Annotated in this window: 10 protein-coding genes; 8 read left to right on the forward strand and 2 right to left on the reverse strand. The window is 46.3% G+C overall.

Features of this window, described 5'->3' with window-relative positions; translation table 11 throughout:
- Position 1 precedes the first annotated feature (1 nt).
- Positions 2–976: a homoserine dehydrogenase gene (locus tag H9L42_RS10645; protein WP_187303392.1), complete on the reverse strand. Its 975-nt coding sequence runs from the start codon at positions 974–976 to the stop codon at positions 2–4.
- Positions 977–1,119: 143 nt separating this feature from the next.
- Here H9L42_RS10645 and trmL point away from each other — a divergent pair, with 143 nt between their 5' ends.
- The 8 genes from trmL (at position 1,120) to H9L42_RS10685 (ending at position 10,140) form a co-directional block, all read left to right on the forward strand.
- A complete protein-coding gene (gene trmL / locus H9L42_RS10650; RefSeq protein ID WP_187303393.1) occupies positions 1,120–1,590 on the forward strand; it encodes a tRNA (uridine(34)/cytosine(34)/5-carboxymethylaminomethyluridine(34)-2'-O)-methyltransferase TrmL in 471 nt (156 codons plus the stop codon).
- A 60-nt stretch (positions 1,591–1,650) separates the two neighbouring features.
- A complete protein-coding gene (gene rpoN / locus H9L42_RS10655) occupies positions 1,651–3,099 on the forward strand; it encodes an RNA polymerase factor sigma-54 (protein ID WP_243235753.1) in 1,449 nt (482 codons plus the stop codon).
- A gap of 53 nt (positions 3,100–3,152) precedes the next feature.
- Positions 3,153–4,169: a type I glyceraldehyde-3-phosphate dehydrogenase gene (gap, locus tag H9L42_RS10660; protein WP_187303394.1), complete on the forward strand. Its 1,017-nt coding sequence runs from the start codon at positions 3,153–3,155 to the stop codon at positions 4,167–4,169.
- Positions 4,170–4,260: 91 nt separating this feature from the next.
- Positions 4,261–5,448 (forward strand): phosphoglycerate kinase, encoded by a 1,188-nt coding sequence (locus H9L42_RS10665; protein WP_207734962.1) that lies wholly within the window; start codon positions 4,261–4,263, stop codon positions 5,446–5,448.
- Positions 5,445–6,191 (forward strand): triose-phosphate isomerase, encoded by a 747-nt coding sequence (gene tpiA / locus H9L42_RS10670; RefSeq protein ID WP_187303395.1) that lies wholly within the window; start codon positions 5,445–5,447, stop codon positions 6,189–6,191. Before H9L42_RS10665 ends, tpiA begins: the two co-directional genes overlap by 4 nt.
- 20 nt (positions 6,192–6,211) lie before the next feature.
- Positions 6,212–7,501 carry a phosphopyruvate hydratase gene (eno, locus tag H9L42_RS10675; RefSeq protein ID WP_187303396.1) on the forward strand — a complete coding sequence of 430 codons (1,290 nt, stop codon included), beginning with the start codon at positions 6,212–6,214 and terminating at the stop codon, positions 7,499–7,501.
- 246 nt (positions 7,502–7,747) lie between these two features.
- The gene (secG, locus tag H9L42_RS10680; RefSeq protein ID WP_187303397.1) at positions 7,748–7,981 is read left to right on the forward strand and encodes a preprotein translocase subunit SecG; all 234 of its coding nucleotides are present in this window, start codon (positions 7,748–7,750) and stop codon (positions 7,979–7,981) included.
- A 125-nt stretch (positions 7,982–8,106) separates the two neighbouring features.
- Complete coding sequence (locus H9L42_RS10685; RefSeq protein WP_187303398.1) at positions 8,107–10,140, forward strand: sodium-translocating pyrophosphatase; 2,034 nt, start codon at positions 8,107–8,109, stop codon at positions 10,138–10,140.
- Between the two features lie 508 nt (positions 10,141–10,648).
- Here H9L42_RS10685 and H9L42_RS10690 read toward each other — a convergent pair.
- Positions 10,649–12,289, reverse strand: coding sequence for an IS1182 family transposase (locus tag H9L42_RS10690; protein ID WP_187303399.1), 1,641 nt, complete (start codon positions 12,287–12,289; stop codon positions 10,649–10,651).
- Positions 12,290–12,312: the final 23 nt, after the last annotated feature.

Genomic DNA, 12,312 nt, shown 5'->3' on the forward strand with positions numbered 1-12,312 from the left:
TCTATTTCCTCCCGCATAATTTTGCAATTTCAAGAACATCGCCCATTACAGCGCTGCCGGTAGGCAGAGGGCCCGCGCCCTTACCGTAAAACATCAGCTCGTCCACCGCGTTGCCTTTGACAAATACCGCGTTGAATTCATTATTGATCGATGCCAGAGGATGGGAATTTGGAAGCTGTGTGGGCTTTACACTATATTCCAATTTGCCGTCTACCAGTTTGGCGGAAGCAATCAGTTTAATTTTACATCCATTCACCGCGGCCGAAGTAATGTCTTTTCTGGTAATTTGAGTGATTCCGGTCGTTGGAATATCCTCAGGAGCAACATAAGTATCAAAAGCCAGGGCCATGAGAATCGAAAGCTTATTGGCAACATCGATCCCCTCTACATCCGCGGTCGGATCTGCCTCCGCGAATCCCTTTTCCTGGGCTTTTTTCAAAACATCTTCATAACGCAGTCCGTATTCGGTCATCTGTGTCAGAATGTAATTGGTGGTGCCATTAAGAATGCCAAGAATTTCCTCAAATTGGTTGGAACGGAGTACGGTTGTAATCGCGTTGAGAATCGGAATCCCGCCTCCTACGCTGGCTTCAAACCGAAATTCAACGCCGTTTTCACGGGCCGTGTTCATCAGTTTATCAAAATTAGCGGCTACCGCGGCCTTGTTGGCGGTTACCACATGTTTGCCGTTTTCCATAGCGGAAAGCATGAAGGTTGTCGCAGGCTCGATCCCGCCCAACAGTTCGATTACAATATCAATTTCCGGATCTTTAAAGATAGAGTCCGGATCTTGCGTGAACTGTTCCGGACGGACGGTAATATCCCGCTCTCTATCCACGTCTCTTTCCAGAATTTTTGTAATTTCAATTTTACATTCAGCAGCAGCTTCAATTTGCGCTTTATTCATTTCCAAGGTTTTATATGTGCCGGTTCCGATGTTGCCGAGCCCCAGCAATCCAACCTGTACTGTTTTCATTCAGCTATACCTCCTACGAACTCTAAAATGCATTGATTAAAAAATTATATAACAAAAAAATAAATTTGTCTTTACTATTTTTTATTTTCTTGACTTTTCTGTCTCCAGTCTGCAAAATGGAAAGAGTGCGAGGAGGAAAAAATATGGCAATTCACATTGTATTAGTAGAACCTGAAATCCCGCCAAATACGGGAAACATCGCAAGGAGCTGCGCGGCGACAGGAAGTGTTCTCCACCTTGTAGAACCGCTGGGTTTCTCGATTGATGACAAAAGCCTCAAGCGGGCAGGGCTGGACTACTGGCCTTATGTGCAAGTGGAGATTCACCCGGGGCTGGACGCGTTCCTGAAACAATACGAGGGAAGAAACATGTATCTGGCGACTACGAAAGGCTCCCGGCTGTATACGGAAGTTTCTTATCAGGATGAAGATATGATCCTTCTGGGAAAAGAGACGGCAGGCCTGCCGAAAGAGCTGATTCAGGCCAATGAGGATAAAGCGATCCGGATCCCGATGAGTGAGGAAACAAGACTTCGTTCTTTCAATCTATCCAATTCCGCCAACATTATTTTATTCGAAGCCCTCAGGCAGTTAGACTTTCCTAATTTGAGATAAAAGCCTAGAAAAAGGCATGAAATATGGTATAATAAATGCGTATAATTTTAGAGGTGTTAAATGAGTATGCGACTGGGATATGATTTAACAATTGAACAGACACAGAAGCTGGTCATGACTCCGGAATTGATCCAGGCGATCCAGATCCTGCAGTTTAATACACAGGAACTGGATTCCTATGTGCAAGAACAGTTGCTGACAAACCCTGTTTTAGAGCAGGGGGCGTCGCAGCCTGGCAGTGAAGGACAGGAACGCCGGGAAACAGATCGTGGACAGGAGAATGAAACTCCTCAAAGCGATTCGGGACTTTCGGAAAACGATATTGACTGGAAGGAATACCTGAAAGAACGGCAGTATGATGATATCAGCTATCGGCAGTGGGAATACAAGGATCCGGATGAAAAGGAAAATTCCTATGAGCAGTATACCACGTCGGATATTACCCTGCCGGAGCATCTGATGTTTCAGCTTCAGTTTGCTTCCCACAAAAAGGGATGTCGGCTCGTAGGGAGATATATTATTGAATCTCTGGATGAAAACGGATATATGACCCTTACTGTGGAAGAAATCGCGAGAGCAACCGGCGCTCCGGAAGACAAAGTTGAAGAAGTGCTGGATATTATACATACTTTTGACCCATCGGGCGTAGGCGCCAGAGATCTGAAGGAATGTCTGATGATTCAGCTGGAGCACAAGGGAATCCTTGATGAAAGCTATGAAAGAGTTTTATGTGAACATCTGGAAGATCTGGCTGCCAATCGACTGGGAGCTATTTCAAAAGACATGGGAATCAGTGTAAAAGAAGTCCAGGAAATGGCGGATGAAATTAAAAGGCTGGAGCCAAAGCCGGGCCGCCAGTTTGCCAGCCAGACAGATACTCGGTACATTGTGCCGGATGTACTTGTAGAAAAAGTGGACGATGATTTTGTCGTTACGGTAAATGACAGCAGCACGCCTCATCTGATGGTAAGTTCTTATTACGAACGGCTTTTGAGCGAGGCGGAAAAGGACTCCAATCTGTCCAAATATCTGACAGATCGTCTGAACTCTGCGGTCTGGCTGATAAAGAGCATTGAACAGAGAAAACAGACCATCTACAATGTTGTCGAGGCAGTCGTAAAATATCAGAAAGAATTCTTTGAAAAAGGAAGCAAATATCTGAAAACCCTGACTCTAAAGCAGATTGCGGAAGAAGTTGGAATTCACGAATCCACCGTCAGCCGGTCTATCAACGGAAAGTATCTGCAGAGTCCTATGGGAGTCTTTGAGATTAAATACTTTTTCTCCGGCGGCGTTACGGGTGGAAGAGGGGGAGAAGGAATTTCTTCCAAGAGCATCAAGAGCTTTATTAAAGAAATCATTGACGGAGAGGATCCGAAATCACCGTACAGCGATCAGGATATGGTGAAGATGCTGAAGGAAAAGGGCATCGATATATCAAGACGAACCGTAGCAAAATACAGAGATGAGATGCATATCCTGTCCTCATCCAAACGGAGACGTTATTAGTTTATACTATAACTAAAATATAAGATATTCAGTTAATCGAGGAGGATTACAAAATGGCAATTAAAGTTGGTATCAGTGGTTTTGGCCGTATTGCGAGAGTGGTAATTCGCGCGGCGATGGACGATAAGGACATCGACATCTGCGGAATCAATGTGCGCAACGCGGACAAGGAGTATATGGTGTATATGCTCAAATACGATTCGATTTTCGGACGTTTTCCCAAAGACCTTGCTGTATACGAGAACGGAATTGTAATCAACGGCAAGAAAGTGCCGGTCTACAGTGAGAGCGACGCTTCCAATATCCCGTGGAGCGAATGCGGCGCGGAATATATTGTAGAAGGTACAGGCGCGTACAATACGACGGAAAAAGCGATGGTACATATCAATCAGGGAGCGAAAAAAGTAATCATCACCGCCCCGGCGAAGGATAAGACAACGCCGACCTTCGTAATGGGTGTTAACCATATGAATTACAAGAAAGATATGGACATTGTTTCCAACGCGTCTTGTACGACGAACTGCCTGGCGCCTCTGGCAAAAGTCGTTGAGGACAACTGGGGGATTGAACAGGGACTGATGTCCACCATTCACGCGGCGACGGCAAAGCAGAAGGTTGTAGACGCCCGTTCGCTGAAAGACTGGAGAACCGGAAGATCCGTCTTTAATAACATTATCCCGTCAACAACAGGAGCAGCTAAGGCGGTAGGACTTGTAATTCCTTCTCTGGTAGGAAAGATGACAGGAATTTCCTACCGGGTTCCGACTGCGGATGTATCCGTAATCGACCTGAATATCATGACCAAAAAATCCGCTTCCTACGAAGCGATCTGCGCGAAAATAAAAGAGGCGTCCGAGGGTCCTATGAAAGGCATAATCGAATATGTAGACGATGAAGTGGTATCCAGCGACTTTATCGGCGATCCGCACACCTCCATTTTCGACGCGAGAGAGGGAATCCAGCTGAACGATAAATTCTTTAAGCTGATTGCTTTTTATGACAATGAATTTGGGTATTCCAGCAAAGTCCTTTCACTTATAAAACATATGAATAGTGTTGATACTAAATAAAAGGACAGGATAAGCCTGCCATGAAAGACAGCCGATCACGCATCGGCTGTCGTCGTATCAGATATTTTCTGGGAAAGGAACAGAGAGCATTATGAAAAAAACAGTCAGAGACATTGAAGTCAGAGGAAAGCGGGTGTTGGTGCGGTGTGATTTTAACGTACCGATGCAGGATGGTAAAATCACCGATGATATACGGATTACGTCTGCGCTTCCGACGATTCAGTATCTGCTGGATCACGGAGCGAAAGTGATTCTCATGTCTCATATGGGAAGGCCGAAAGGCGAGGCCAAAATGGAGTATACTTTAAAACCGGTAGCGGATCGTCTCGCGGAGCTATTGGATAGAGAAGTCATCTTTATCAGCGTACCGGAGGTTGTAAACCAGCAGATTGTGGAAACGGCAAACGGTTTGCAAGAAGGACAGGTAATGCTGCTGGAAAACGTGCGCTTCCGTAAAGAAGAGACGAAAAACGAATCCGTTTTTTCAAAAGAACTGGCTCAGTTAGGCGAAATCTTTGTAAATGACGCCTTTGGAACCGCTCACCGGGCGCACTGCTCTACAGCCGGAGTGGCAGACTATCTGCCGGCGGTTTCCGGATTCCTTATTGAAAAGGAAGTGAAATTTCTGGGAGACGCGCTGGAAAACCCGCAGAGGCCGTTTGTCGCTATCATGGGCGGCGCCAAAGTAGGGGATAAAATTCCGGTTATTGAGAATCTGCTCAAAAAAGTGGATACGCTGATTATTGGCGGAGGCATGAGCTATACGTTCTTTAAATCGATGGGGCTGGAAATCGGAACCTCCATTCTGGATGAGGAAAGTGTGGAACTTGCGGGAGAACTGATGAAAAAGGCAGAAAGCGCAGGGGTCAAGATGCTGCTTCCGATCGATGTGGTCTGTGCGAAAGAGTTTGACAATAACAGCGAAAAAATCGTGTGCGACAGGGAAAACATCCCGGCAGACCGTATGGGTATGGACATCGGCCCTAAGACCGCGCGGCAGATTCGTGAAGAACTGCTGCAGGCAAAAACCGTTGTTTGGAACGGACCGATGGGCGTGTTTGAAATGCCGAATTTTGCGGAAGGCACGAAACAGGTTGCGGAAAGCCTGGCGGAAAGCGACGCGGTATCCATTATCGGCGGCGGCGATTCGGCGGCGGCGGTTCAGCAGTTTGGCTATGGCGATAAAATGACCCATATTTCCACGGGCGGCGGAGCGTCCCTGGAATTTTTAGAGGGCAAGGTTTTGCCGGGAATTGCGGTATTGGAGGAAAAAGAATGAGAATACCATTTATTGCGGGAAACTGGAAAATGTTTAAAACAGGCCGGGAGGTTGTGACCTTTGCGGAAGACTTTAAAAAGCTGTACCAGGATACGGACGTAAGGACTGCTGTCTGCGCTCCCTATGTCTATCTGGGGCTTTTGAAAAATCTGTTTTCCGGAACCAAAATTAAAGTCGGCGCCCAGAATGCGTTCTATGAAGATGAAGGCGCTTTTACGGGTGAAGTTTCGGTAAAGATGCTGGAAGATTTAGGAGTCGATTACTGCATCATCGGCCATTCGGAGAGAAGGCAGTACTTTGGAGAAACGGATGAAATCGTTAACAAAAAACTGAAGCGGCTGCTGGCAGGTCCGATTACCCCGATTTTATGCGTGGGAGAAAATCTGCAGCAGCGTGAAAAAGAAGAACAGTATCTGGTAGTGCGGGATCAGCTGATTTGGGCGCTTTCGGGAATTACGCCGCAGCAGGCGGCAAAGATCGTGATCGCGTATGAACCGGTGTGGGCCATCGGCACGGGAAAGACCGCGACGCCACAGCAGGCAGAAGATATGTGTGAGTTTATCCGCAACGCGGTGGAAGCGCTGTACGGTGAAGAAGTGGCGGATCAGGTCGTGATTCAGTACGGCGGCAGTGTAAAGCCTGCCAACGCTACCGATATTATGGATATGCCGAATATCGACGGCGCTCTGGTAGGAGGAGCGAGCCTGAACGCGTCCGATTTTATGGAGATTATTGATTTTTAAAAGTAAGGAGGACATACAAGATGCCATTTATTGAAGATGTAATCGCACGGGAAGTGCTGGATTCACGGGGCAACCCGACAGTTGAAGTAGAAATTACCCTGGAAGACGGAAGCGTGGGCAGAGCAATGGTCCCTTCCGGGGCGTCTACAGGGGTACATGAAGCGGTCGAACTCAGAGACGGTGATAAAGCGCGCTATTTGGGCAAAGGAACCCTTAAAGCAGTTGAAAATGTCAATACAATTATCGCGGATCAAATTCTGGGATTTGACGTTTTCGATCAGGTGGGGCTGGACAAAATGCTGATTGAGCTGGATGGAACCCCTAATAAAGGAAGATTGGGCGCTAACGCCATTTTGGGCGTTTCTATGGCCGCGGCAAGAGCTGCGGCGGAATCGGTAGGTTTGCCGTTGTTCCAGTATCTGGGTGGAGTAAACGGCAAGGTGCTTCCTACTCCGATGATGAATATTTTAAATGGTGGATCCCATGCGGACAATACTGTTGATATTCAGGAATTTATGATTATGCCGGCGGGAGCGCCGACTTTCCGGGAGGCGCTTAGAATGGGCGCGGAAGTATTCCATAACCTGAAAACTGTGCTGAAAGGAAAGGGGATGAATACCGCGGTAGGGGATGAAGGCGGTTTTGCTCCAAATCTTTCCACCAATGAAGAAGCGATCCAGGTAATTATCGAAGCGATTGAAAAAGCGGGATATAAGCCCGGTGATGACGTGAAGATCGCGCTGGATGTAGCGGCAAGTGAATTTTATGACGCGGATAAAGATATTTACAACCTGACCGGAGAAGGCGTCAGCCGGACTGCGGCGGAAATGGTAGAGTACTATGAGATGCTGGCGGATAAATACCCGATTGTTTCGATTGAAGACGGACTTGCGGAAGATGACTGGAACGGTTGGAAGCTGCTGACGGAAAAACTGGGCAAAAAGATTCAGCTGGTAGGCGATGACCTGTTTGTTACCAATACTGAGAGACTGGCAAGCGGAATCGAAAAGGGAATTGCCAATTCCATTCTGATTAAAGTAAACCAGATTGGAACCCTGACAGAAACCTTTGACGCGATTGAAATGGCTAAAAAAGCGGGATACACGGCGGTTGTTTCCCATAGAAGCGGTGAAACCGAGGATACAACCATCGCGGACATTGTAGTAGGTTTAAACGCGGGCCAGATTAAAACCGGGTCTCTTTCCAGAACGGATCGGATTGCCAAGTATAACCAGCTTCTCCGTATTGAGGAACTGTTGGGCGCTTCCGGACAGTACGCGGGAAATGACGCGTTTTATAATCTGAAATAAAAGCAAATAGTAAGGAAACCGATTAGAAAAAAAGCAGCCTATGAGTCTATTTGATTTATGTGCTGCTTTTCCTTTTTTGTGGAAAGGTACATTTGGATACTACAAAAGTGCTATCTTTATGTGAGTTCTGAAACAGATAATTATAGCTGTCTAAACCCCGCAACCACTGAAAATCCGACAAAACCCCTTGATTTTTGAAGTGCCCTGTGGTAGACTTTATAAGTCACTTTACGAGGAGGTAAAAAAATGCAGACATTTCTCATGATCATACTGGCACTTGCGAGTGTTGTTCTGATTATAAGTATACTGATGCAATCCAGCAATAGCGCCGGTTTATCAGGATCGATCGGAGGAGGAGCGGAGCAGTTGTTCGGCAAGAAAAAAAGCCAGGGTTATGAAGGAATCCTCAACCGGATTTCCACAGTATCCGCTATTTTGTTTATTATACTGTCGCTGATTCTTGTTATGATGGAAGGTTAAAAGCAGAAGCACGGCAGATTTACGAATTTGTTTAATAAAAATTTTAAATATCACTTTTCCGGCGAAAGAGGTGTCCTGCGACATCTCTTATCATTGTGCAAAGGTGAGAGGGAGGTATTATTTCTATGGACATTTTATCGTTGATTGCCCCCATAGCAGCGATAATCGGTCTGATTGTGGCGTTTTCACTTGCCACATGGATTTCGAAGGCTGATGAGGGCAATGACCGCATGAGAGAGATTGCGGGACACATCAGAGAGGGTGCGATGGCATTCCTGAAGAGAGAATACAAGGTGATGGCAATTGTAATCATCGTCATCTTCCTGGTAATCGGCATCTTCATTGGCTGGGTGACAGCGCTGCTTTATGTAATCGGCGCGCTGCTTTCCGTTCTGGCAGGCTTCTTTGGAATGAATGTTGCGACCAAAGGTAACGTAAGAACTGCGAATGCGGCTCATGAAAGCGGAATCAACAAAGCGCTGAAAATCGCTTTCCGTTCCGGAGCGGTTATGGGACTTTGCGTATCCTGTCTGGGACTGCTGGGACTTGGCGTGATTTTCGTCGTAATGGGCGTTGATTGCGCAAATGTCGTAACCGGATTTGGTCTGGGAGCTTCTTCTATGGCGCTGTTTGGACGTGTAGGCGGCGGTATCTATACGAAAGCGGCGGATGTTGGCGCTGACCTGGTAGGTAAGGTTGAAGCGGGAATCCCGGAAGATGACCCGAGAAACCCGGCGGTTATCGCGGATAACGTAGGCGATAACGTAGGAGACGTTGCCGGTATGGGGTCAGACCTGTTTGAGTCCTATGTAGGTTCTATTATTTCCGCGATTACAATCGCGGTTATCGTTCCGACGATTACGCCGGATTTTGGCACGAGTTTTGAACTTCCGCCTCTGGAAGGTTCCTTATTCCCACTGATTCTTTCCGCAGTTGGTATCATAGCCTCTGTTATCGGAATCCTGTGCGTAAGAGGGAAAGAAGGCAAAAATCCTGCCAGCGCGCTGAATATGGGTACGTATATCAGCGGTATCATCGTAGTTATCGTTTCCCTCATTCTGAGCAAAACAATGCTGGGAAATTACAACTGCGCGATCGCGATCATCGCGGGTCTGATTGTAGGAATCGCGATCGGAAAAATTACAGAAGTTTATACATCCGGAGATTTCAAATCGGTTAAGAGAATTGCGGATCAGTCTCAGACGGGTGCCGCTACAACTATTATCAGCGGACTGGGCGTTGGAATGCTGTCCACAGTATGGCCGATTATCTGCATTGCGGTTGGAATCTTCGTTGCAAACGGATTTGCCGGACTGTACGGTATTGCTCTGGCTGCGGTCGGCATGCTGTCCACAACCGGTATGGTAGTAGCAGTTGACGCGTACGGTCCTGTATCCGATAATGCAGGCGGTATTGCGGAAATGTCCGAACTTCCTCCGGAAGTAAGAGAGATTACGGACAAGCTGGATGCGGTTGGAAACACAACAGCTGCTATTGGTAAAGGCTTTGCTATCGGATCTGCTGCTCTGACAGCTCTGGCGCTCTTCGCGTCCTTCTCTCAGGTAGCGAAAATTGATTCCATCAGCCTGCTGGCGCCAATGGTAATCATCGGACTGTTTATTGGCGCCATGCTGCCGTTCCTGTTCTCCGCTATGACGATGAACTCCGTAGGTAAGGCGGCAAACCATATGATCGAAGAAGTAAGAAGACAGTTCAGAGAAAACCCTGGCATCATGGAAGGAACCGCAAAACCGGATTACGCGACTTGCGTTGACATTTCCACAAAAGCGGCTCTGAAAGAAATGATGGCTCCGGGCCTGATGGCGATTATCGCGCCTCTGGCAGTGGGTATCATTCTGGGCGTGGAAGCTCTGGGTGGAATGCTGGCTGGTTCTCTCGCGGCAGGCGTACTGTTGGCTATTATGATGGCCAATGCCGGCGGCGCGTGGGATAATGCCAAGAAATATGTTGAAGAAGGGCATTATGGCGGCAAGGGTTCGGAAACCCATAAGGCCACGGTTGTAGGCGACACGGTCGGCGACCCGTTCAAGGATACGTCCGGTCCGTCCATCAACATTCTGATCAAGCTAATGACGATTGTAGCAGTTGTATTCGCGCCTCTGTTCCTGAGTATCGGCGGTGGCGGCGGTCTTCTGTAAACAAAAAATCAACTTTTGAAGAGAAAAAACGAGACAAGGGCTTAGCCTTTCGTCTCGTTTTTTCGTATATACAGCATAGGGATTTTGCAGAAAAATCATTACTATTTTTACTAAAATTTCCTTCGCGTCTTACCCTTCCTTTGCGCCTAAATCTCTTTTTTATAGAATTCTCAAATTGTAAAAAGGAGTGTCTCAATATCAAGAAAAACAAATTGTCAAGAGCCAAGTTTTACATTAAAAAGTCCAATTGTTACAATGTTTCAAAGTAACTTTTTTGTTGGACATAAAAGCTTTCAAAGCCCTTGACAAAATCTGGATAGGGTAATATATTGCTGTGGGGCTGTCGCGTTAACGAGAAATAAGCGTTAGTGCACAGCCCTTTCTTCATGCGTTGAAAAATGGCGGATGAATCAGGCAAGGGTGCTCCGTCATTCGTTCTTTTTATATAATGCAAACAGAGACAGCCTGGCTGTCCCCAATATTTTTGTATCATATTTTTGTTACAAAATTATGCAACTTTCTCTGTGTCTTCTTTCAATTCATAAAGGTGCAAATCAAGCTTGTCTTTCTGGATTCTGCTATGCAGCCAGCCAAGATTATGTGCCATGGCATAAAGGACATATTCTGCAAATACATTATCCGTTCCCCGGCACAAAAACCTGGTGAATCCACTGTCTCCTTTAATGTCTGCAAATCCGCCTTCTGCCTGGATGCTTCGGTTCATACGGAGTTGCTTTCCCTCTTTGGAATTGATCAGACGGTATTCTTCTTCCCTCAGCTCTTCAAACAATCTGGATACAATCAGTTTCTTGTAACGTTTTTCCAGAGGCTTTTTCCAGTTCCTTCCTGACAGACACTTTTCCCTGTAAGGGCAACCTCCGCATTCCCGGCATACATAGTGGGTTTCCTCACGGCAGTATCCGGATGACGTCTTTCTGGTTTTCTTCCCTGCTTTTTCTACCTTCTTTCCGTTATGACAGATGTAAAAGTCTCCCTCCCTGTCGTAGGCCATGTTTTCCTTTTTCCCGATTTCCTGCGAGAATTTCTTCGTTCCCAGCTGCTCATAATTGGATGGTTTGATGTAGGCTTTAATCTCTTTATCTCTTAGAAATACTAAGTTTTCCTCACTCTCATACCCCGCATCGGCAACGATACGTTCAAACTGAAACTCCAAAGACGCTTCCATCTGCTCCATAAATGGTTTCAGGGTCAGCACATCTGACGGATTCGGATAAACACCTACAGCCACAATGAATCCGGAATTGACGGCATGCTGGATATTGTAGGCAGGCTTCAGCTGCCCGTTCATCCTATGGTCGTCCTTCATGTGCATGAATGTAGCGTCAGGATCCGTTTTGGAATAGCTGTTACGGTTTCCGCATCTGCGGAGTTTGTCTTCATACTCGTTAATCTTTTTCAACGCAGCTTCCAGATCCTCGATGTCCTTTTGCAATTGTTCTTTTCTTTTACCACGTCCGGATACAAATTCAAGTTTTGCTTCTTCTGCTTTCCTCCACAGCTTTTTCAGAATCTTTTTTACATGTTGTTTCTTCACTTCCTTATGCCAGAGAGGTTTCATTTCATACCGGTCGATTATTTCGCCCACAAGTAATGCCGTTTTCTGCAGCAGCCTGGCTTGGTGTTTGGTTACAGATTTCTTCCATACAAATGTGTATTTATTGGCAGAAGCCTCAATCTTTGTTCCGTCAATGAAGACTTCCGTTGTCGTAATCTGCTCCAATTCCAACAGCATACGAGCCATTTGCGACAGAAACAGTTCCGCACATTTTCCAAAGTGTTCGCTGCGGAAACGTGCGATAGCGGAATGGTCCGGTGCCTGTCTGCCTTCAAGAAGATACATGTAATTGATGTCACGTTTACAGTTTTTCTCGATGCTTCTGGACGAGATATCTTTCCTTTCATGATAAGCATAGAGCATGATTTTCAGCATAATTTCAGGAGACGCGTATTTCTCTGATGGCATTCTTTCATAAGTATCATAGAGAGCAGTCAGATCCATTTCCTCCACAAACTGACTGATGAGCCTCACACAATCATTAGCTGGTATACATGCATCGATTTCCATTGGAATTTTCAGTTGATATTCCTTCGTATTTAAAGTATACTCTTTACGTAAGATATTTTTCACACAACTATTTTACACCAACAGCC

Origin of the sequence: Zhenpiania hominis, from assembly GCF_014333425.1 — a bacterium.
Lineage (GTDB): Bacteria > Bacillota > Clostridia > Peptostreptococcales > Anaerovoracaceae > Hominibacterium > Hominibacterium hominis.

Coding starts and splice junctions, on each gene's coding strand:
- rpoN (WP_243235753.1), top strand. CDS start 1,651: ATGAGTATGCGACTGGGATATGATTTAACAATTGAACAGACACAGAAG.
- trmL (WP_187303393.1), top strand. CDS start 1,120: ATGGCAATTCACATTGTATTAGTAGAACCTGAAATCCCGCCAAATACG.
- tpiA (WP_187303395.1), top strand. CDS start 5,445: ATGAGAATACCATTTATTGCGGGAAACTGGAAAATGTTTAAAACAGGC.
- gap (WP_187303394.1), top strand. CDS start 3,153: ATGGCAATTAAAGTTGGTATCAGTGGTTTTGGCCGTATTGCGAGAGTG.
- H9L42_RS10685 (WP_187303398.1), top strand. CDS start 8,107: ATGGACATTTTATCGTTGATTGCCCCCATAGCAGCGATAATCGGTCTG.
- H9L42_RS10665 (WP_207734962.1), top strand. CDS start 4,261: ATGAAAAAAACAGTCAGAGACATTGAAGTCAGAGGAAAGCGGGTGTTG.
- secG (WP_187303397.1), top strand. CDS start 7,748: ATGCAGACATTTCTCATGATCATACTGGCACTTGCGAGTGTTGTTCTG.
- eno (WP_187303396.1), top strand. CDS start 6,212: ATGCCATTTATTGAAGATGTAATCGCACGGGAAGTGCTGGATTCACGG.
- H9L42_RS10645 (WP_187303392.1), bottom strand. CDS start 976: ATGAAAACAGTACAGGTTGGATTGCTGGGGCTCGGCAACATCGGAACC.